This is a genomic window from Bacteroides sp. AM16-13 (assembly GCF_003602705.1).
GTDB classification, from domain to species: domain Bacteria; phylum Bacteroidota; class Bacteroidia; order Bacteroidales; family Bacteroidaceae; genus Bacteroides; species Bacteroides xylanisolvens.
This window is the reverse complement of record NZ_QTLK01000001.1, coordinates 152,829-174,541: the sequence shown is the minus strand read 5'-3', so window position 1 is coordinate 174,541 and position 21,713 is coordinate 152,829. Positions and strand designations below refer to the sequence as shown.

Annotated in this window: 13 protein-coding genes; 3 read left to right on the top strand and 10 right to left on the bottom strand. The window is 37.5% G+C overall.

Annotated elements, in window-relative coordinates; translation table 11 throughout:
- Positions 1–95: 95 nt before the first annotated feature.
- From DW173_RS00685 to DW173_RS00640, 10 genes are all read right to left on the bottom strand, one after another.
- Positions 96–320 carry a sulfurtransferase TusA family protein gene (locus DW173_RS00685; protein WP_004312598.1) on the bottom strand — a complete coding sequence of 75 codons (225 nt, stop codon included), beginning with the start codon at positions 318–320 and terminating at the stop codon, positions 96–98.
- Positions 320–637 (bottom strand): hypothetical protein, encoded by a 318-nt coding sequence (locus DW173_RS00680; RefSeq protein ID WP_004312597.1) that lies wholly within the window; start codon positions 635–637, stop codon positions 320–322. The genes DW173_RS00685 and DW173_RS00680 overlap by 1 nt, the downstream gene beginning before the upstream one ends.
- A 79-nt stretch (positions 638–716) precedes the next feature.
- The gene (locus tag DW173_RS00675) at positions 717–3,626 is read right to left on the bottom strand and encodes a xanthan lyase (RefSeq protein WP_120143407.1); all 2,910 of its coding nucleotides are present in this window, start codon (positions 3,624–3,626) and stop codon (positions 717–719) included.
- A gap of 218 nt (positions 3,627–3,844) precedes the next feature.
- Positions 3,845–5,836, bottom strand: a complete 1,992-nt coding sequence (locus tag DW173_RS00670; protein WP_120143405.1) for a glucosamine-6-phosphate deaminase — start codon at positions 5,834–5,836, stop codon at positions 3,845–3,847.
- A gap of 148 nt (positions 5,837–5,984) precedes the next feature.
- The gene (locus tag DW173_RS00665) at positions 5,985–6,761 is read right to left on the bottom strand and encodes an amidohydrolase (RefSeq protein WP_120143404.1); all 777 of its coding nucleotides are present in this window, start codon (positions 6,759–6,761) and stop codon (positions 5,985–5,987) included.
- 94 nt (positions 6,762–6,855) lie between these two features.
- Complete coding sequence (locus DW173_RS00660) at positions 6,856–7,410, bottom strand: 1-acyl-sn-glycerol-3-phosphate acyltransferase (protein ID WP_004312588.1); 555 nt, start codon at positions 7,408–7,410, stop codon at positions 6,856–6,858.
- Positions 7,411–7,417: 7 nt separating this feature from the next.
- Positions 7,418–7,687, bottom strand: coding sequence for a hypothetical protein (locus DW173_RS00655; RefSeq protein WP_004306027.1), 270 nt, complete (start codon positions 7,685–7,687; stop codon positions 7,418–7,420).
- 192 nt (positions 7,688–7,879) lie between these two features.
- Positions 7,880–9,637, bottom strand: a complete 1,758-nt coding sequence (locus DW173_RS00650; protein WP_120143402.1) for a family 43 glycosylhydrolase — start codon at positions 9,635–9,637, stop codon at positions 7,880–7,882.
- A gap of 42 nt (positions 9,638–9,679) precedes the next feature.
- Positions 9,680–11,161 carry a family 43 glycosylhydrolase gene (locus DW173_RS00645; protein ID WP_120143401.1) on the bottom strand — a complete coding sequence of 494 codons (1,482 nt, stop codon included), beginning with the start codon at positions 11,159–11,161 and terminating at the stop codon, positions 9,680–9,682.
- A 47-nt stretch (positions 11,162–11,208) separates the two neighbouring features.
- Positions 11,209–12,669 carry a sugar-binding protein gene (locus DW173_RS00640; protein ID WP_120143399.1) on the bottom strand — a complete coding sequence of 487 codons (1,461 nt, stop codon included), beginning with the start codon at positions 12,667–12,669 and terminating at the stop codon, positions 11,209–11,211.
- 287 nt (positions 12,670–12,956) lie between these two features.
- On the opposite strand from DW173_RS00640, the gene DW173_RS00635 reads away from it, so the two are divergent.
- The 3 genes from DW173_RS00635 (at position 12,957) to DW173_RS00625 (ending at position 21,478) form a co-directional block, all read left to right on the top strand.
- On the top strand, positions 12,957–17,045 hold the full coding sequence (locus DW173_RS00635) for a two-component regulator propeller domain-containing protein (protein ID WP_120143398.1): 4,089 nt from the start codon (positions 12,957–12,959) through the stop codon (positions 17,043–17,045).
- A gap of 280 nt (positions 17,046–17,325) precedes the next feature.
- Positions 17,326–18,606: a hypothetical protein gene (locus DW173_RS00630; protein WP_120143396.1), complete on the top strand. Its 1,281-nt coding sequence runs from the start codon at positions 17,326–17,328 to the stop codon at positions 18,604–18,606.
- Between the two features lie 13 nt (positions 18,607–18,619).
- Positions 18,620–21,478, top strand: coding sequence for a hypothetical protein (locus DW173_RS00625; protein WP_233562068.1), 2,859 nt, complete (start codon positions 18,620–18,622; stop codon positions 21,476–21,478).
- The last annotated feature ends 235 nt before the right edge of the window (positions 21,479–21,713 follow it).

The following is a 21,713-nucleotide window of genomic DNA, read 5'->3' as shown; positions in this document are numbered from 1 at the left end:
ACGGATAATAAAAAACATCCCAATGATTTTTTTATTCATTGAGATGTTTAACTTCGATTATCGGGATGTTTTGCTTCAATCATTGAGATGTTTTTTTATAACTTCCCATTGATTGTGAACTGTAATGTCATTTGTTCTCCATCATAGATTTCACGAAAACCGATACCTTGCTCGGACAGATATTCCTTTAGATCCTGAAACGCGTCAGCATGGTTCATGATAATCTCTATCGTTTCTCCCGGAGAGGCAGTGCACATTGCTCTTATTGCAGGAATCAGCGGACTGTATGCTGTTATTCCGCAGGTATCTACCGTAATCATTATTCCTCCTCTTCTTCCGCTTCCGTGTTGGAAAGCCAGGTAAGATAGAGCTTGATGAGCTGTTGCAGACCGAATGCCTTCATATTATTGTGATAAATCACGTCGATACAAAGGTCCAGCAAGTCTTTACTGTCTTCTTCCTGACTGGCGATAAGGGAGCGGATATTTAGTTTCAACTTATCCAGAACTGCTTCATCTACAATACCGGTACTGTCGATAAGATGACGGAACAGAGCATATTTCTCAATCGTTCTCAAGTTTTCATTAGATACTTCTATGCTGCGTGTACCGCTAGGATTTGCTTGTATAGTATACATTGTTTTTTAGTTTTAAAGGTTATTATAGTAGCAAAGATAGAATTTAAAATGAGAAACGGATTAAAAAAAAGGATATTTTTTATTTTTGAGTAAAGAATCCCAAGATGCCTGCCATGATGGTTGCCCGATCCGCTTCCGACTGGATGCTTTCGAAAGGAAAGCCCAATACAAAAGTGCGGTAGTTTCCTTTGTAAGCGATACCTGCGCTCTGATTGCCGGGTACATACGTAAATACAGGGAAAGCAGTATCTACGGGAACGATGCAATCTGCTGCAGGAACCGCATAACTGTTCTCATTGGGCAGACGCGGGATCGTGATTGCGCGCCCCAATCCTTTAATCTGATTCGAACTCTTATCCGTCAGGCTACTTTGATAACCATATTTCAGTATTTTCTCTGTAAACTCCCGGTTTCCTTGTGTGCCGCTCATATCGCTTCCTACATAAGCACCGCTGACAAACAGATTACCTCCCGACTGACAATAACTGGTCATAATTCGTTGCATAGCCGAGGAGAATGTCTTGTAGTACGCTTTATTTGCGGGATCTTCTTTTTCCAGTCCCAGGATATAATCTACCACCGGATAATCTTCTAACGTAACCAATCCGTTTTCTACTGCTTCGTCACTGCATGACACAAAACTATATTTGCCGGCTGCCTGAATCGCTTTTCCATGAATGAAAGGATAATCGAATGTGTTCCCCGCTATTTTCATTCCTTCTAACTCGTTTCCGCTATGTCCCAGACTGCCTTTTCCTTCTTTTCCGGCTTGTGTACGGTCGAAGCCTGTTTGTGCTCCGCAAAACGAAATGTTTGATATATACGGGACTCCGGGATCTTGTGATAAATCGAATCCTGCTCTATCAGAAGTATTAACGACCGCCGGACCGCTGATTCTATCAAAGCCATTGATGATAATTACCTTTTCCTGTTCGCGTTTGGCTTTATAAGCGGAAAGGATTTCGGAGGGAAAGCTTTCCCCGCCGCGGTTTACGGCAGTCACTTTGAATGAATAAACGAGCCCCGGTTCTATTTTAACGGTGTGGGACGTTTTGCTGACTAAGGTTCCATTGTCAAAGCCTCCATAACCAATGCGTGTATATACGATGTATTCCCGTGGGCGTGCAGTCGGTTCTTGTGGATCATCTTCACCTTTCCATGAAAGTTCCAATGTATTCTTTTTCTTTCCGAATTGAATGGCGAAATTGCTGACTGGCAGGGGCTGAACTATATATTCTTTATCATGCTGGCTGGTAATGAACTGCAAAATACCTTTGTAAATGGCTCGTCCCACTGTAAACTTGAAGTTCGGATCATGCCCTAACTGCATATCTGCGAAGTTCTGATGGGAGAGCAGTTCGATAATCGTAGAAGGTGTAGCCGGGAGACGTGTTTCACTGTAATTCCGGTTCCACATACTGCGGCGTGTCCAGGGGATGCTGTAACTTGAATAAATATCTTTCTGAATCTGTGTAAGCAGAATATCGGCTAAATCACGTGATGCATACCGGTCTGTTCCTGTATTCAGTTTTCCATTATTGAAATCGGTGGTATAGATACCGAGCGATCCGATAAGCTCATCAGTCTTGCTGCATCCGGCATCACTGTGCAACGCCATAGTCATTTCCAAAGGTACGCCTAAACCCGATTGTTGCGGGTTGTAGACAGAACTGCCCGACAAATAGTTGATAGCGTTGGAACGTGTGTTGATGTCGTCTGTATAGTCGTTTTCACCTTTACGACCTGCATATACTTCGTATGGCATTCCCGCCCATTGCGCAGAGTAGCGTGCTCCTTCCAAATAACGGGGCAGCCCGCTGGTTCTTCCTCCACGGGCAATGTTTCCCATTCCACCTCCAAAACGTACTGCATCGGCGCATACAACTCCATGTTCGCTGCTCTCGTTGCTAAGTACCACCATGCCGTAGTCGTTGTTCCCTTTATCAAATTCAAACGTTCCGAGGTAAACCCATGTGCCTCCACCTATTTTCTGATTAACTTTAAATTCGGTTACTCCTCCGTTATGGAATACCAGATATTTGGCGTCGCTTACACTATTGGGGAGTGTCTGATAAGAAACATAAACAGCATACTTACCTGTTGCCGGTAGGGTAGGTACCCATTCGGCAAATACCTGGTCTTTATTCTTCTTTTTCTTTCTTTCGGTTGGTATGAAACGGCAGGTTCCGTCAGTGAAAGGATTCTCTCCCTCTTTATAGATCGTTTTCTTTTGAGCAAATCCTCTTACCGGGGCATTTGTCCAATTAGCTTTTTTGCTACCCACTTCCAGATAAAGGGAAGCGTTGGGAGTGTCATTATCTACGATGATTTCATTCTTCTGCGTATCCCGTTCACGGGGAGTATAAACAATCGCTCCAGCATTCTCCAACATGGGAATCACGTATGGAAGAACGAAAGATTGAGTGAACATATCTTCCGTGGTGCAGAATAATCGGGGGCGTTGCCATCCCCATTCGTTTTTATCATTCTTGAAATAGTTGCCGTGGCTTTGCCAGATTGCGATATGACGGTCTTGCAGTCCGCGTGAAATTTCATTGGGGCGTGAGATGTTTTTCACCCAGGGAGCTCCTTTATAGTCTATATTCAAAGATAACCGCTCCTTATCCTTTTTCTTATTCCGGTAGAAATTAGGAACCAAATCTTCAATAGGTTTTCCATCTGTATAAATGGTGAGCTGGTAATAATGAACAGGCCCCGGAAGCAGTTCTTTAACTTGATTATAAATGTATTCTACAGTTTCCGGACGGAAAGGCTGATAGGCGAAACTTTCCGATGCGTAGATTGCAATTGTCTTGCGATCATAATTTATATCGAAACTGTTCAGTTTAGGAGTGCTGATTTTGGCTGTTGCGGTATATTTGTTGAAGTAATCCGTCAGCCGTTCTTTTACATTTCTTTCAATATCTTGAGCGAAAAGAAAATTAGCACTTACAGTAAGGCATAGAAGAAACACTATTATCTTTTTCATTATTCAATGCTTTTGTTCTCATTTTCACCACAGAGGAAAGGAGGACACGGAGGTTAAATCTATGAAGCGATATAAAATGGTTGTTCATAATAACTCTGTGTCCTCCTTTCCTCTGTGGTGAATTATCCCCGCAAAAATAACAAAAAAAGAGCGAGAAGTATCGAAACTTCCCACTCTTCTTTCATTGTTTTATATTCTCTTAATTAAGAATATTATTCTTATAAAGGAACGTATTCTACAAATGCTTCCATTGCTTCGTAAGAAGCCAGTCCTAACTTATCATACAAAGTAGCTGTGCCACGGTTGCGGTCTTCACTACGTTGCCAGAACAAACGTTCGTCATTACCCAAGAACGGAGCGCTTTCCATCTGCGACTGATGTTTCAGGATAGAGTTACGTTTTGCACGAAGTTCTTCCGGACTGATCGGCACTGCCATTTCAATATTTTCGATTTCCCATTCAGCCCACGCACCACGGTACATCCAGATACGGCAGTCTTTCAGCCATTTGGCACCTTCTTCTTTTTCAAGATCAACAGCTGCGAATACGGCGTCCGTACATACACGGTGTGTTCCGTGCGGGTCGGCCAGGTCACCTGCAACGAAAATCTGATGAGGTTTCACTTCACGAAGCAAGTTACGTACGATTTCCACGTCTGCTTCACTGATCGGGTTTTTCTGAATCTTACCTGTTTCATAGAACGGCAAGTCTAGGAAGTGGCATCGTTCCAATGGTATATTGTTATAAGTACAGGCCGTACGGGCTTCACCACGACGAATCAGACCTTTGATAGTCAGAATGTCACGACTGTCCATATCACCATCTTTCTTCTCTTTCAAGAAATTACGTATTTCTGCATATTTCTCATTGATAACCTGATCTGCACTGTTATTGAAGAGTTGGTTGAATCCGTTGATGAAATGCATGAAACGAACTACTTCTTCGTCACCTACGGCGATATTACCGGAAGTCTCGTAAGCTACGTGTACTTCGTGCTTTTGTTCTACCAAACGGCGAAGCGTACCACCCATTGAAATAACATCATCATCCGGATGCGGAGAGAAGATGACCACACGTTTCGGATACGGTTTTGCACGTTCCGGACGGTAGGTGTCATCAGCATTAGGTTTGCCACCCGGCCATCCGGTAATGGTGTGCTGTAAATCATTGAAGATTTTGATGTTTACATTGTACGCAGAACCGTAAAGTGCCAGAAGTTCACTCAAACCGTTTTCGTTATAGTCTTTATTAGTCAACTTCAGAATCGGTTTGCCAGTCAACTGACACAACCAAACAATGGCGCTACGTATTAATTTATCATTCCATTCGCAAGAAGTTACCAGCCACGGACGTTGGATACGTGTTAAGTTCATAGCTGCTGAAAGATCAAGAGCTACATGCGCGTTGTTGTGAGTTTGCAGATAAGAAGCCGGAATAGTGTCAGTGATCGCACCTTCCACACATTCTTTAATCATAGCTGCTTTGTTTTCCCCCCATGCAAGCAGATAAACCTTCTTTGCGCCAAGGATAGTGGATACACCCATTGTAATAGAACTGATCGGCGTATTATCCAGCGTTCCGAAAATCTTGGATGCTTCGTTGCGTGATGCATTATCCAACAAGATCAGACGAGTGGTAGAATTCAGTCGGGAACCCGGTTCGTTGAACGCGATGTTACCTACACGGCCAATGCCCAACAAGGCAATATCAATACCTCCGAAGCTTTCAATGCGTTGTTCGTACAGACGGCAATATTCGAAGATGGTATCTTTGGCAATGCTTCCGTCGGGAGTGAATATATTCTGTTTGTCAATATCGATGTGATCCAGCAACATACTCTTCAAAGCATTGAAGTTGCTGTTGATTGCATCGGGAGCCAACGGATAATATTCATACATGTTAAATACGATCACATTGCGGAAGCTAAGACCTTCTTCCTTATGCATGCGGATGAGTTCGGTATATACGTGGCTGGGCGAATCACCTCCGGGGAGTGCCAATACGCAGAAGCGTCCTGCTTTTTGTTTTTCGCGGATGGTTTGTGCTATTTCGCGAGCAATATAGTTAGCACCTTCTTCTACGGATTCGTAGATGTCCGTAGGGATTTTTTCGAGTCTTGTCAAGACTGATTTTTCAAATGCATTCTCCGGTCTGTAGTATCTGGGGGAGACCCGGTGGAGACTGATTTGAGAACTAAGATTTGTTTTCATAAAGTTGTTAATTAAGTTATGTAAGATTAGCGTCCTTACGACTGTATTTTCACGACAAAGATACAAAAGAAGTCTATATAATTAACTACCGAGTTCTAGGTATTGTTGCTACATGAATCTGTTTTTAACATTTGTTATTTGGCAAATGTTATAGATGGAATTCGTCTGCATCTTTCCATACCGGGAACTTCTCTCTGAATTGGTTGAGAGCAGTGAGATTTACACTGACAGTCGTAATTCCTTCCTTTCCATCTGGAAATGAGCCGATTTCTTCTCCGAAAGCGGAATAGACTTTACTTCCTCCATTATATGAAAGTTGGTACCCGTCTGTACCTACTCTGTTGACACCGCATACATAGCATTGATTTTCTAAAGCGCGTGCCCGGAGTAGAGTATCCCAAACCAGACGGCGGGGGATAGGCCAGTTGGCTACATATATTAAAAGGTCGTACTCGTTGCCTACGTTTCGGCTCCATACAGGGAAACGAAGGTCATAGCAAACCAGCAGGCAGATATTCCATCCATGATAGGGGATGATGAGTCGTTTATCACCGGCCGAAAAATGTTCGGCTTCCCGTCCCATACGAAACAGATGTCGTTTGTCATAATAGAACTCTTCTCCTTCCGGTGTCAGAAAGAACGCACGGTTATAAAACTGTTCGTTCTCTGTTGCTATATAGCTTCCGCAAATGGCTAGCTGGAATTTGGCGGCCCATTGTTTGAGTGTTGTAATGGTTTCTCCGGAATTTGGCTCTGCCAGTATTTTACTCTGCATACTGAATCCGGTAGAAAACATCTCCGGTAAAACAACAATCTCCGTTATTCCACGAAGACTTTGCAGCTTTTCGTGGAGCAAACGGAGATTTTCTTGTTTATTTTCCCAAACAATATCGGTTTGTATGATAGAAATACGGATAGACTCCATGATAACTAAGTATTAAGTAATAAGTATTAAGTATTAAGCCGTGCGGATAAGTATATCAAAAACTACGATTAATACTTAATACCTGATACTTAAATCATATTTCTCCAAGAGCAAAATTCTCCGGATGTTTTCCTTTGAAATCCTTGAAGTAAAGTTTGATTTCTCTCATGTCCTTATTAATATCTCCTGACGGCATGATAGCTTTCGTTGCCGAAATCGTTTTCTTGCTGTAATCAATACCAATCAGAACGATCGGAACCTGGGCTTTCAAGGCTATAAAATAAAAGCCTTTTTTCCAGTTTGGATTCGCTTTACGGGTTCCTTCGGGAGTGATAGCCAAATTAAACTTTTTATATTCGGCAAATTTATGAACCATCTGATCTACTAGCGAAGTTTTTCGACTACGGTCGACGGGAATTCCGCCAACTGCTTTGAAAAAAATTCCAAGCGGAAAGAAAAACCATTCCTTTTTCATCATGAAACTTGTCTTACGGCCTATAGCACCATAAAATAGTTTTCCAATAAATAAATCAAGGTTTGTTGTGTGTGGAGCGGCACATATCACGCATTTATCATAATTAGGTACCGTAACGTTTGTCTTCCACCCTAACAGGCGGTAATAGATAAAGCTATAAATTGCTTTTTTCATTCTGTTGTTAGTTCAATTTCCCTATAGCTTCAATAATCTCGTTTACCTTTGCATTAAAATCAGCACGGAATTTCTTATAAAAACCTTTCACGTTGCCCGGTTCTGTGTGGCTGATGCGAGTAACAAATTCATCCTGCATCTTCAGTACCTCTGCCATCAGTTCATCTGCTTTCACCTTGTCTGTGCCAGGGATGAACATACTGTTGATTAAACACTCGGTGAATAATTCTCCTGCGATATAGTTTACGTTCTTTTTGAGTTCTCTTCTACTTGCCATAATCTTTACATTTAATGGTGAATAATAAAAAATACTTGCGGTAAAGATAGGCACTTTCTTTGATTCTAGCGAATTATATGGGGAAAAAATAAAATAGAGATGGCTTTTAATATCTTTTATACGTATATAAACAAAAGCCGGTTAACTGTTTAAACAGCTAACCGGCTTTTTCTATAAATTTTGCTTTATTATTTATTGTGGAGTTCCAAAAGCAGTAAACTCATAAATACCATCAGCCCACATGGCAGAATTGCCTTTATGTACATTGACAACACCATAAACACGCAGACGCAGGTATCTATAAGACGCAGGATCTTCTATATTCAGAATTAGAAATCCTAACTGCCAATTCGTTCTGCCATCTACAAGCGTTTTGTAATTTTTGCCATCCAAACTCCCTTCGATTGTATATTTATATGCAGCTTCAGAGCCATTAACTAACCTTGTTGAAAGGTTTATTTCTGAAATTTTGGCCTCTTTTTTCATATCTATAGTAAACATATAAGGAGCACCGGTAGCGGCATTTGAGCTTTTTTGGAAATAAGTAGAAGATTCTAAATCAGCTCCATCGGTGATACAATCAGCTTTCACTCCTTTTGCTCCTGGGATAGCTGATGTAACAGATGCATTCAATGTTAGGTTTTTCCCATTCTGCACAGGAATGATACCATATTTATCATTAAATTCCAAATATCTGTAGTAATCCATCGAAGCATATCCATTATTGAATGCAGCAATAGAAATTCTGGGGAAGTTTCCATTTGGTGTTTTATATTTTCGTTGTGCTCCCCAATGGTAGCTCCATACCCCATAGGTTTTTCCTACCATTGCTATTCTGTTAAACTGTGCATCAAATGTAGTGTTATTACCAATTTCTCTTATAGGTGTCCATTCACCTACCAAGTCAGTTGTTGAGGTATACATCGTTTGACTTGGATACCATCCGGAGGCCTTTGAACTGAAGAAGTAGTATTCTCCGTCTTTTTTGATAATTGCAGGAGTTTCTCTATGTAATCCTTTGCATATTGTATTGACTAATTCGACTGGTTTTGTCCAAGAGGCATCCAATTTATATATATTTATATCACTGTTTGTGTTAGTGGCAGAAAGAAGATATGCCGTATTATCATCATCAATAAAAAGCGATTGATCTCTTGAATCATGTCCTAATGGACGTTCCATAGTACCTACTTCAAGTTTACCTTTAGGGGTAATTTGCGCTAGATAGATTTTAGCTGCTGTGTATCCATTTTCATCTTCATAATGCGAAGATAATACAACTTTTCCTGTCTTTGGATTATATCGGAACGCATTACCTTCCATTTTAACATTCGGATAAAAGGCCAACTCTCTAGGAGTACTCCAACTTCCATTTAATCCTGTTTTAGAGTAACTTTCAGTGACTAGCCATCCTTTGAGTTGTTGTCCATCAACAGTCTTCTCCGTATTTTCTATTTTATAAGAAAAATAAAGATCATTGATTTTCATTCCTTGTGGTTTGTCGCCGGAGGATTTTTTTGTGATATATTTGCCATTCAGGTTGTCGTAAACTTTACTTTCACCGGTAGGGATAAAAGTGGTAGCTTGTTGAGAAATGGAAGTCGCAACTTTTTGTCCGTTATAAAAAGCTTCTATATGGTAAGTAAAAGTTTTGTTGACCATTAGGTTGTAATCATCGTATGTGTTACCTTTAGCTTCTCCAATCAGGTTATTGTCCCGGTATATTTTGTAGAGGTCAGCATCTTTTCGTTGCATCCAGTTTAATTTGACATTGTTAACTTCATTGCTGCCTGCTAGTTTGAAAACGGTAGTTGTGACTGCCCAACTACTTGCTGTCTCCATACTGATCTCTCTGGATTGAAAAGCGAAAGAAGGAACAATTGACAGATTGGGCAGACATATAAAAATGAATAAGAGGTAGATCTTTATTCGTTGCTTCTTTATATTCATAATCTAATTAATTTAATTAATTGTTTGAAATATGTCTGGAAGTTATTGGGCTCCCATTAGTTTCAAATTATTAGTCCTGTAAGTTGCAGCGAAAATGTCTGCTTCTTTATATTGGTATTTGTCTGAATCGAAATATACAGCAAAATCCTGCATAAGTTTTTTAGAATACTCTGTAAGGTATAAACTTGTTCCATCGAATGTATTTGAACCGGAAACAGTAATATATTTCTTGTCTTTTGCATTCTGTATCTGATAATAACCGTCTTCTAGCAAGTTAAATATCCAACATTGGGCATCATTCTGTTTTTCCGGATTTAAACGCAGAGTTCCGAACAATGATTCTAAGAATTTTCCAGTTTTAATGTCTTTTAGTTTATATCCATTAGGAATATCAGTTTTAATAAACTCTAAACTTAAATTAATGGTATCATTGTCATCTGCTATACTAAAACCATTAATCGGTTTTGATACCAAACGGTCTGAGTTTTTCTCCAATAGTGAATAAATATTACCGTTTATGATCTTTTCAGCTCTTTTGTAACGGTACATTTTATCAAAGATACTTAAATCCCATTTGTTATACCATTTCACCACAGGATATCCTGAACGCATACTGATCGGCAACCATACATGGTGGGATTTCTCTACATTTTTGGAATTCCAGCGATCTCCCATGTAGATATATGCATTTGTTTTATTGTTCACTTTAAAAACATAGCAGCTTTGTGAATTATAAGTTACTTGTTTTAGTTTGTCTACTGCAAAGTTGCGACCGGTAGTCCATTCATTTAAAATACTAGTAGTATATGCTGTTTTTCCTGGATTAGGAGCCCAGCCAGTACAACCCGAGAACAACCCATAATAGTAATCACCAACTTTAAAAATAGCTGGTGCCTCGTATTTTAGCCCTTTTAATATTTTGGTTTCAGTAGGGGTGGGTTCTAAATAATCATCTCTCAATAAAGAAACATTCATGTTGGTGTTCATGTCTGTTGAACAGAAATGGTAGGCATCTCCGTTTGTATCTACAAAAAGAGTTTGATCACGTGATTCGTTTTTGTTGGGACGAAAAGTTTTATATAGTATATAGGGACCTTCTATCCTGTCACTTGTTGCCACACAGACTCTTGCAGCTCCATATCCATTACCACTTTCCCAATGAGTCCACATAACCCACTTTTTTGTTTGAGGGTTATAAATAACCTTGGGACGTTCAAATAAGCGTCCATGTGATATGTCATTCATGTCCTCTTTTGGTTCTCCTTTTGTTTTCAAAGATAACCCCAGTCGCTTCCAATTATATAAATCTTTAGACTGATAACAACTTACCCCATTAGAAACAAAGCCTGTACGATCTTCTCCAAACCAATAATAAAAACCTTTTTCAAATACCACGCAACCACCGTGTGCGTTGATTTGTTCCCCGTTTATATCATTCCACAAAACACCCGGACTAATCTGAGTGTTTTGTGAAAAAGCAGAAATAACAGAAAACATAAAGTATATAAATAGAATATGTCTCATGATTTTGCTATTTATTTTTCTATATTTTATTATATTTTTTGGCAATGTTATTTAGATGGAAGATTAATTGTTATAGTAGGTTGCATGGGGGCATAGGCACCGGATTCATCAATAGCGAAGTATTCTATATCTGCAGTATTATCTACGAAACCAAATTTGGGTACATAGTTGCATGATACACCAGTTAATTTGGCGTTGTCAACTCGGATTGCACCGATGTCATTACCCCATTTACCACGTCCTACAGTGAAGGATATGCGTAGCTGTTTACAATCTGCAGAAGTTGTATAGTCCATAGAGTACATTTCCCAATTATCACTGGCTATTTCTGTAACGACTCTTTTTTCTTTATTTTGTGCTTCTTCAATGATCATTTTACCAGTCAGTGTACCTGCTTTTTTGGCAATGCCACCTTTGAGTAAGGCAGATAATGTATAAGTTTCATTAGGGGCGACGTCTACGACCTGCATGAGAATTCCGTCACTCCAGCCAGCGGCCCATTTATAAGGCTTTATTTCGAAGATATGATTATCAATATCTTGCATATTGTCTATTTCTTCAGACTTAATATATTGTTCAGAATTCCATCGATCACCTATTACAACATCCCATCCTTCAACGGCTGTTACTAGTTTGCTTTCCGGATTTGTATCAAACTCCCCTTCAAAGCCGGGATTTTTCAATAGATTTTCTACTGCTTTTCCGATTCCCGATGCAAAATATGGCTGGGGAGCATAGTCGATTATACGAACTGAGTCAATTGGCATACCGTCTCTGTAAATGAAAGCACGGTTATCAGAGGTTACTGCAATACGATAAGTGTGTGCCTCTCCGTCGTTGTTATAGAATTTACCTTGTCCACCTTCCTTTCCTGCAGTGGCGGGGTTGGAAATATTTTTTTTGTATGCATTATATAATCCAACTTCAGTAGAAGTTATATATGCCTTAAATCCATATCCTTTTTCATTGACAAAGTAAGGATAGAAGCATTTTTCCGGTTCATCAGTTTTTACTCTAAATTCAAGAGTGTATCCTTTGGAACCGGGAGTAAACGTTTTATTGAAGTCGGAATCATTTCCACCTTTGTAAACGGATGATTTTGAAATATCTTTTGCGGGAAGTGCAGTGCCATATCCTTTTACTTGCAAATAAGAACGATAATCTCCATTTCGTAGTACTATTTTGCCTTCTGTTAGTATTTTGGAACTGTTTAAAGTTACGGTTACTTTTTGTTTGCCGCTATTGGCAGGTATAACGGATGGAGATACGGTAAATCCGTTTGGTGCAGTAATTCTTATTTCTTTATTTGTGAGTGATTCGGAACTAACGAAAAAGTGTTCAGAGTTGTTTGTTCCATTGATAATCATTAGTGGCAAATGAGCATCTTCTGTTACTTTTGGTGCTTCTTCTTTTTTCTCATCTTCTGGTATTGTAGCGTAAGCAGTTGTTATACTACTAGTCAACAATGTCATTGATAAGAACATGATTTTTACATACTTTCTTTTCATGATACTGAATGTTTTATAGTTTAATATTAATAATTGATTTTATGAGCGTATTATTCTTTTGCAAAGTTGCGGAAACTATTTATAATAAGAGTTCTTGAATTAATCAAATACGTCTAATTTTGAATTATTAGTTTTTAGTTGTGGTTACAGGGGTATAAAAATCATTCAGAAGGTTTGAAAATCATTCATAAACATCATTTCATAACATTTTAGCTCTATTTTATAGTTAAATGGTTTGCTTGAAAATAATATTTGCTTTAATATTGTATTTAAATAATAAAAGTGCTATGGAAATAAAGAAAAGAATTATCATATTTTTGCTATTTATTTTAAATATATGGAGTTTTATTGCTGCGCAACAATTATCTGTTGATGTACTACCTTTGGGGGGGCAGTTGCCTTCAAATTCCGTGCAAAGAATATTTCAGGATCGTGAAGGTTTTATGTGGTTTGGTACTCGTGAAGGATTATCACGTTATGATGGCTATCGAGTGTTAACTTTCCGATCTGGAAAAACAACGCCGAATCTTTTGACTGATAATCAAATTACAAGTATTACTGATTCATGGGAACGTGTCTTGATTGGTACAAAGAAAGGATTGAATATATTAAATAAGAAAACTTATGAAATCTGTCATGTGGATAATGAGGAATTAAAAGATCAGGAAATTCGTTCGATTCTTTTTGATTCTAAAGGATATATATGGGTAGGCACTTATATCGCCCTATACAGATGTTCCAGTGACTTTTCTTCTTGTAAAAGATATGATAATTCTTTGCCAATCACTAGTGTGAACTCTATTTACGAAGATGTTGATAATAATATTTGGGTAACTTTCTGGAGAAAGGGTATATTTCGCTATGATCGGGTAAAAGATACTTTTGTTAAATATCCGTCAGTCGGTAAAGAGAATAATCCGTTTTGTGTTTTTCAAGATGACAAAAAACAGCATTGGGTAGGTACTTGGGGAGAGGGGCTTTATAAGTTTTATCCGGAAGAAAAAAATGAGCAGATTTATATACCGGTTAAAAGTATTAAAGAAGGCGAATTGCCGGAAAATGGAACTTTCTTTAGTATTCAGCAGGATGATAGATATGGATATCTTTGGTTAGTTAGTGCTCGGGGACTTTATGCTATTCGGAAAAGAGTAGATAATTTTGTGGAAACTGTCGATATTAGTGATATTTCCTCAAAATTGAATAATATATTTAGTGAAATATGTAAAGATAAAGCGGGTAATTTGTGGATTGCTTCCTTTAATGAGGGAGTATCTTATATTAATATGGATAAACCTGTTATCCAGAATTATCTGATGCCTTTTATTAAGGAGACGACAGGATTAACAACCAATATTCAAGCTATCTATAAGGATAAGGATGGAGATATTTGGATAAATCAAAATCGTTTAGGATTAGGAATTTATAAAAAAAATAGCGATAAAGTTATTTGGTATAAGGATATACCGGACTTGAATAGTTTGCTAGGCATGGAGACTATTAATTTTATTGGATATTCCTCTTCAAATGATGAAATATGGGTCGGCCCATCTTATCAGCCATTTATTTATACAATGAGAAAGGAGAATGGGAAAATACGACTTATTTCTCGTCTAAATTTGCAACAATATACAAAAGGGGTAGGCAATAATCCACAATTCTTTTATGAAGATAAAAAACAGAATGTATGGATTGTAACATCATTGGGATTGTTGGTGAAACCTGCCAATAGTCATAATATATTAAAGGAAACTGGTTTTCTCCAAAGGGAAATAACAGGTCTAGCTGAAGATAATTCAGGACATATATGGATTAGCACAAGACGCAATGGTGTTTTTTGTTTGACTGTATCTGAGGATTTCCAGATTAGAAAGGAAAATATTGTAAAGTTTGATATGGCGTCAGGACGTTTAATCAGTGATAATATCGAAGACCTATGTACAGATAAAGAAGGACGAGTATGGATGGGGAGTCAAGAAGGTTATGTCTTTCTATATGACCAAAAAACAAAAACGGTTGAGGATTATTCTGATATATTTCCTACTTTAACTGAGGGGGTACAGGATATGAAGATGGATGATACAGGTCATCTTTGGATTTCTACTAACAAGAAGATTATAGAATATGACCCTAAGACTGGAGGGCAGATTAGTTATCAGGCTGGACAGGATATTGTTGTAAACTCTTTCCCTAAACATTCTTGCTTTAAAAGTCCGGTAGGAGAAATGTTTTATGGAGGTAATAGGGGCATTGCGGTGTTTGTCCCTTATAAAAAGTTGGCTGATAAACCAAAGAAAATTCGGACACACATTGTAGATGTGAAAATGGATGATGAGTCATTATTGACAGGAAAGACTAATGAACGTTTTAATTTGCTTAAGCGGACATTAAAATTACATGCTGAAGACCAGAATATTGAGATTGATTTTTCTTCCTTAAATTATAGTTTCCCAACAAAAATACAATATGCTTATAAAATGGAAGGAGTAGATAAAGACTGGGTGTATATCAAAGATGGACGTCGTTTTGCGTATTATAATCGGCTTCCAAAAGGGAAACGTACTTTTTGTGTAAAGGCAACAGATGTTAACGGATTATGGAGTAGTCTTGTAACGAAGATACAAGTGGATAAAGCTCCGGCATTTTACGAGACTTGGTGGGCTTATACGGCTTATGTTGTGTTTGTTTTATTGGCTGGTTATTCATTTTATTATAGGACAAAACGAAGGATGCAATTGCGTCATGAATTGAGAATAGTTCAGATTGAAAAGGAAAAATCGGAAGAACTCGTTCAGGCTAAATTGCGTTATTTTACGAATATTTCTCATGATCTTCTCACTCCTTTGACTATTGTTACTTGTTTGATTGATGATGCAGAAATCACTTACAAGAATAAGATTCCACAGTTTGAAATGATTCGTGCTAATGTAAACCGCTTGAAAAGATTGTTGCAGCAGATTCTTGACTTCCGTAAAGTTGAGAGTGGAAATATGAAATTGAAAGTAACTTCAGGAGATATTGTATCTTTGATTTGCAATGTTTGTAATTCTAATTTTATGCCTTTAATTCAAAAGAAAAAGTTGACAATTTCTTTTGAATCATCAGAGGACACAATACAAGCATATTTTGATGTAGATAAGATAGATAAAGTGGTCTTTAATCTTTTATCTAATGCTTGTAAATATACAGAAGAAGGGGGAGAAATAAAGATTGCACTATCGACCCATTCGCAGAATGGGCATACTTATTTATCTATTATAGTCAGTGATACAGGCAAGGGGATTGCTCCTGAAGATCTAGATAAGATATTTACGCGGTTCTATACTAATCAACATTGGGTATCTAGTGAAACTAATGGCATAGGACTTTCACTTACAAAAGACTTGTTGGAAATACACCACGGAACAATTAGTGTAGAAAGTGAAATAGAAAAAGGAACTTCATTTACAGTAATTATTCCTATTGATAAAGAAAGCTATGCTGAGAGTGAGATAAATATCGAATCATCACAGGAACTGAGAAAGGAAGGTAGGACGGATATTGTAGATGTTGATATGGAAGCTTGGGAGCAGCATGAAGGAGAGAATGTGGAAACTACAGTTAATGATATTCATTTGTTACTAGTAGAAGACAATGAAGAATTATTGTATTTAATGGAGCGTATTTTGTCCAGACGTTATCATGTGATGATGGCTAAAAATGGGGTAGAAGCTTTAGAACTGATGAAAGATAATGAAGTCGATATCATTGTAAGTGATGTTATGATGCCTGAAATGGATGGTTTGGAATTATGTCGCACCATTAAGGGAAATTTAGAGACGAGTCATATACCTATTATTCTATTAACAGCGAAAAATACGGCAGAGGATCGTATTGAATGTTATAATGCCGGAGCTAATGCCTATATATCCAAACCTTTTGAGTTAAAGGTACTTGAAGCGCGTCTTGATAATTTCTTAATGGATAAAAGGACCAAGCAAGAAGAATTTCGTACTGATATAGAGGACATAAACTTTAATTTGTTGGATGCTACCGATATTGATAAAGAATTCTTGGAGAAGGTTATAGAGGTTATACAAGAAAATTTATCTTCTTCTACGTTTGACGTCATTCAGTTGGCAGATGCTTTGGCTATGTCCAAATCTTCTCTTTATCGTAAGACAAAAGCGATAATAGGTTTGTCCCCGGTTGAGTTTATCCGGAATGTCCGTTTAAAGCAAGGCGTAAAGATGTTGAGAAATAAATCAATATCTGTATCAGAAGTTGCGTATACGTGTGGATTCTCCAATCCTAAATATTTTTCGACATGTTTCAAAGAGGAATTTGGGGTGACTCCTAAAGAGTTTCAAAAAGCAGATACTAAAATTAATAAATTATAAATATATTAATCTTAGTATGATTTATCATGAATATCGACTATTTGTTTTATAGTTGATATTCATGATGTTTTTAGGGTGTATTTATTCTCATTACTTTTAAAATATTAATTGATTTTTAAACCTTATGAATAATTCTCGAACTAACTGCCATAACATAAATAAGTAATTTTATCATTGCTCCAAATTTAAACCCATTTGATTGATTTCTGTACTTCAACTTTCTCGGAAAGTCTCAATTTTGTCTTTTGATAAATGAGTACTAATTTTAAATTCTACGTAAATGAAAAAACGTTTTTTTATATTGAGCATATCTTTGACTTTTATTTCTATAATACATGCGGCTCAATATATTGAGAATCCATTAATTATTTCTACTGCTGAAGGTTTAAGAGCTTTTTCAGAGTCTGTTAATAATGGGAATTCTTATCAGGGGAGAGTGGTCAAACTATCAGCTGATATTTGGTTAAATGATACAATTGGATGGCAAGAGTGGAATCGACAAACAAAAATAAAGTCATGGATCCCCATTGGAACATCTAAGAACCCTTTTGAAGGGACCTTTGACGGGAATGGACACTATATTGCAGGTCTGTTTACGAGAGCGGGTTCTGAAACCTTTTTTCAGGGGCTATTTGGTTTTTTGAAAAAAGCAACAGTGAAGAATACTCACATTCGCTATTCTCATATAATTGCATACAATTATGTTGGTGCCATTGCTGGTTATATTTCATGTAATACACAGATATTGAATTGTTCAAATGGAGGTATTGTGGAAAATGATCGTAATTTTACAGGTGGACTTATAGGTTTTTCTTCTGGACAAAACCGTATTATCGGCTGTAGTAATTATGGTAAGGTTTATGGGCATCGTTGTGTTGGGGGGATTATCGGTTATTTTGAAGGCGGCTCTATTTATAATTCTTTTAATAGAGGAGAGATTATTGGGCGTTATGAACATGTAGGAGGTATTATAGGTGAATTTACGGAACCTTATCAAAAGTCTATAAAAGATTCAGGATTGAAAGAACTTCCGAATGATACTGTGGCTAATTGTTATAATACAGGAATCATCATGGCAAGAGATGTGGCAGGTGGCATTGCCGGGCATATAAACTTACATCCAATACAGATTTCTACATGGAAAGTTTTGTTTGCTAATAATTACAGCTCTGGAAAAATTCGTACTAGATATCCTGTTATTACTGACGGGTTGGTAGGTGTATATGCTTATTTTGCCAATTCTGATAATTTGGTAATACCGACTATTGATCGTATCAACCGTGATGGAGCTGCATGTTATTGGAGTGAAGAATCTTGTAAACTAAGCACTATTAAGAAACCTCGTTTTGAAGGAAGTAAAATTCGCTCTGAAGCTTGGAATGAAATCATGTACGGATCGATGAAAATACCCGACTCTTTTAGATATTTCAGTAATAGTGAGATGAAACAGGATTCATTTGTTGATTTGTTGAACAAATGGGTAGACAAAAAAAATGTATTTAACCAGTGGGGGCTGGATAAAAAAGGCATAAACGATGGATTCCCTATTTTTATAAATTAAATAAATACACATTATGAAGAAAATTTGTATTCTATTGATATTAATCTTGTTTGCGGCAGGAGTAATGAAGGGGTATGGGCAAACTGAAAAGTTTAATAAAGATTCATTAACCAATCGTTTTGTGACTCAATTAAGTGTATTTCCGCAAGAAAAAGTTTATTTGCATATTGATAAAGCTACCTATATGGCAGGTGATACTTTGTGGTTTCGGTCTTATATTGTGGATGCTACATTACATAGTCCCTTACATGACAAATATATATATGTAGAATTAGTAAATCCTCTGGATTCTATTGTTTCCCAAGCATTAGTGCGTCCTGATAATGGTATTTATCATGGTTATCTATCTTTGGGACGTGAACTGGCTGATGGTGATTATACGTTGCGTGCTTATTCTCGTTATATGTTGAAAAATAGAAGCGAATGTATTTTCAGACGTCCTGTTCGAATAGTGACTGTTTCATGGAATAAAATAAAGATGAAGCCTTTTGTAAGGAATAATAGTAAGTTTCCAGACTTGACCTTTAAATTTACTGCCAGTGATACCCTTATGGTCCTTAATCAGGCAACTATGTCAGTAAATAAACAGCCGGGCATGTCGTTGAAACTGTTAGAGATGAAGAATGGATTTATGGTAGAACGGGGCCAAAAGGATTGGAAAGGCAATACATCATGGCTTTTGTCAATGAAGGATAAAGATGATAATGTTTATCGTCGGTATTTGCCGATTTCTACCCAAAATGAAGATTATGATGTGACATTTTATCCTGAAGGCGGATATTTATTGGCCGGACAAGCCTGTCGTATTGCCTTTAAAGTAATTGGTTGTACAGGAAATGCAGCGGATGTGCAATTGGATATTGTGGATGAATTTGGAGAGGTGATTACTTCTACTCGTACGCTTCATGAAGGAATGGGATCATTTATTCTGACTCCGGAAACAGGTAAGTTATATATGGTAAAATGTGTGGATAAGTTTGGACGGAGGAAAGAGTTTAAGTTGCCTTCTATTGATATGAAAGCATTGTATGGATTGAGAGTTGACACACAACGGGAGAATTTCAGAGTTTCTTTATTGTCTGTAGAGGGAGCACCTTTGGAGTCTCTGTATTTAGTGGCTCATGTTCGTGGAATTGTCATTGCGTCGGAAGAGTGGAAAGAGCCTCAAAAAAAATATTTGTTTCCCAAACAATATTTTCCGGCTGGTGTTGTGCAGTTTTTGTTATTAAACAAAGATGGGAAGGTGTTAAGTGAACGCCTTGCGTTTTCAGATTCTTATCTTCCTGTAATTTGTAATCTGACAATTGATGGTATTCTTGAGCAGAAGCGGGAAGCAGTTTCAATAAGTACTAATCTTTTAGATGCTAACCAACGACCTTTAGCAGGAGTTTATTCAGTATCAGTGACTGATAGCAAATTCGCATCGGTTGATTCATGTTACAATATTCTTTCCCATTTGTTATTAACCTCTGAACTAAAAGGGGCTATACGGTCTCCCGGATTTTATTTTAAACAAGGAAGTGCAATAGCTCGGAATAGTTTGGATCTGCTAATGTTGACACAAGGATGGAGGCGATATAAGTTACCAGAAATTATTCAAGGTAAATATGAAACACCAATTCTGGAAAAACATACAGAGATGGCAGTGCAAGGACGTACGCTAAGTGCTGGAGGTATTTTGACGAAATCAAGTAATGAACATTTGGTTTCAATTTCCGGTACTGGTAGTTTGAAAGGTTTCCAGCGAATTATTTCTACTGATAAGAATGGCTACTTCTGTTTCGATAGTATAGCCTATGCCGATGGCAGTGGTTTTCATATTAATGCTGTGCAGATGAAAGCAAAGGAGACTGGAAAAATCGAGCTTTTTGATAGAGAGTATCCTCATAATATTCCCCTCTATCCACAAAGTCCGTTAGAAGAAGATTCTATGCATAATGTACAGAAAGAGGATATGGAGATGATTACTCGTTTGGATAATTTGCATTTTATGTTGCAGGATATCATTGTCAGGGCACCAATGTGGGGAAGTCGTGATTATAGTAAGTTCACGGATAGAGAAATGGTACGTTATAAGGATATGCGTGCATTATTGAAATCTCAAGGCCTGACTATTTCTACATTAGCTGAAGATACAGATGCAATGCAGGCCCGTCTGAAGGCGGACGAAATATTGGCTACTCGTGATACATCGCTTTTTAGCGGGTATGAGTTGGATGCGGTAGAAAGTAATTCTTCTCGATCCATGCAATTGGTCGAGGATATGGTATATTATGGTGATCAGCAGATATTGTTGTTTGTCGATGATAATTTCTGTAAGCCGGATATATTGGTAAATTGGATAACTCCAGGTGACGTAGAGAGCATGGTATTGGTTAAGGATGTTGACCGAAATAGAGCGAATGCTTTGTTGCAGGGAACATTGAAGTGGAGCGAGAAGTTTTATTTGAATACTGGTCGTGATTTATGTCAGGCTTATTGTCGTATTCCTCTTAATCGGAAAAAAATTGCAATTTTAAATGTTACTACAAAAGACAATTTTGATTCACGTTGTCTAGGATGGTGGTCGAAATATTATGATGGCATCCAACAACAAAACATGCGAAATACTACATTCTATCCTTTAGGCTATCAACAACCAATAGAATTTTATTCACCGAAATATGATACGACTATTGGAAAAAATAGTGAAATACCTGATCTGCGTACTACTCTTTATTGGAGTCCGAGATTGATGACAGATGAGCAAGGTAATGCAAGTTTTTCTTTTTATACTTCTGATCAACCAGGTAATTATTTCCTAAATATAGAAGGGATAGCAGAAAATGGGGAATTGGTTCATGTCATAAAAGCATTAATGCCATCGCATTAACGAAATGAATAAATATTTGCAGTTAATGTCTTGAACTATATTTATACCTTTCTGAATGATTTTTGGTAATATATAGTCCTGAAGATGTCTGAACCGCAAAAAGGTCTGAATTTAGACCTTTTTGAACCAAATCTAGGACATAGGTTGATGAGATTTTATCTTCCTTTGTGTCATCAAGCTTTCATTATATAATGTTTGGGTAATTGAATTTATAATATCTTTTAAAATCTAATCA

Coding starts and splice junctions, on each gene's coding strand:
- DW173_RS00685 (WP_004312598.1), bottom strand. CDS start 320: ATGATTACGGTAGATACCTGCGGAATAACAGCATACAGTCCGCTGATT.
- DW173_RS00680 (WP_004312597.1), bottom strand. CDS start 637: ATGTATACTATACAAGCAAATCCTAGCGGTACACGCAGCATAGAAGTA.
- DW173_RS00675 (WP_120143407.1), bottom strand. CDS start 3,626: ATGAAAAAGATAATAGTGTTTCTTCTATGCCTTACTGTAAGTGCTAAT.
- DW173_RS00670 (WP_120143405.1), bottom strand. CDS start 5,836: ATGAAAACAAATCTTAGTTCTCAAATCAGTCTCCACCGGGTCTCCCCC.
- DW173_RS00665 (WP_120143404.1), bottom strand. CDS start 6,761: ATGGAGTCTATCCGTATTTCTATCATACAAACCGATATTGTTTGGGAA.
- DW173_RS00660 (WP_004312588.1), bottom strand. CDS start 7,410: ATGAAAAAAGCAATTTATAGCTTTATCTATTACCGCCTGTTAGGGTGG.
- DW173_RS00655 (WP_004306027.1), bottom strand. CDS start 7,687: ATGGCAAGTAGAAGAGAACTCAAAAAGAACGTAAACTATATCGCAGGA.
- DW173_RS00650 (WP_120143402.1), bottom strand. CDS start 9,637: ATGAATATAAAGAAGCAACGAATAAAGATCTACCTCTTATTCATTTTT.
- DW173_RS00645 (WP_120143401.1), bottom strand. CDS start 11,161: ATGAGACATATTCTATTTATATACTTTATGTTTTCTGTTATTTCTGCT.
- DW173_RS00640 (WP_120143399.1), bottom strand. CDS start 12,669: ATGAAAAGAAAGTATGTAAAAATCATGTTCTTATCAATGACATTGTTG.
- DW173_RS00635 (WP_120143398.1), top strand. CDS start 12,957: ATGGAAATAAAGAAAAGAATTATCATATTTTTGCTATTTATTTTAAAT.
- DW173_RS00630 (WP_120143396.1), top strand. CDS start 17,326: ATGAAAAAACGTTTTTTTATATTGAGCATATCTTTGACTTTTATTTCT.
- DW173_RS00625 (WP_233562068.1), top strand. CDS start 18,620: ATGAAGAAAATTTGTATTCTATTGATATTAATCTTGTTTGCGGCAGGA.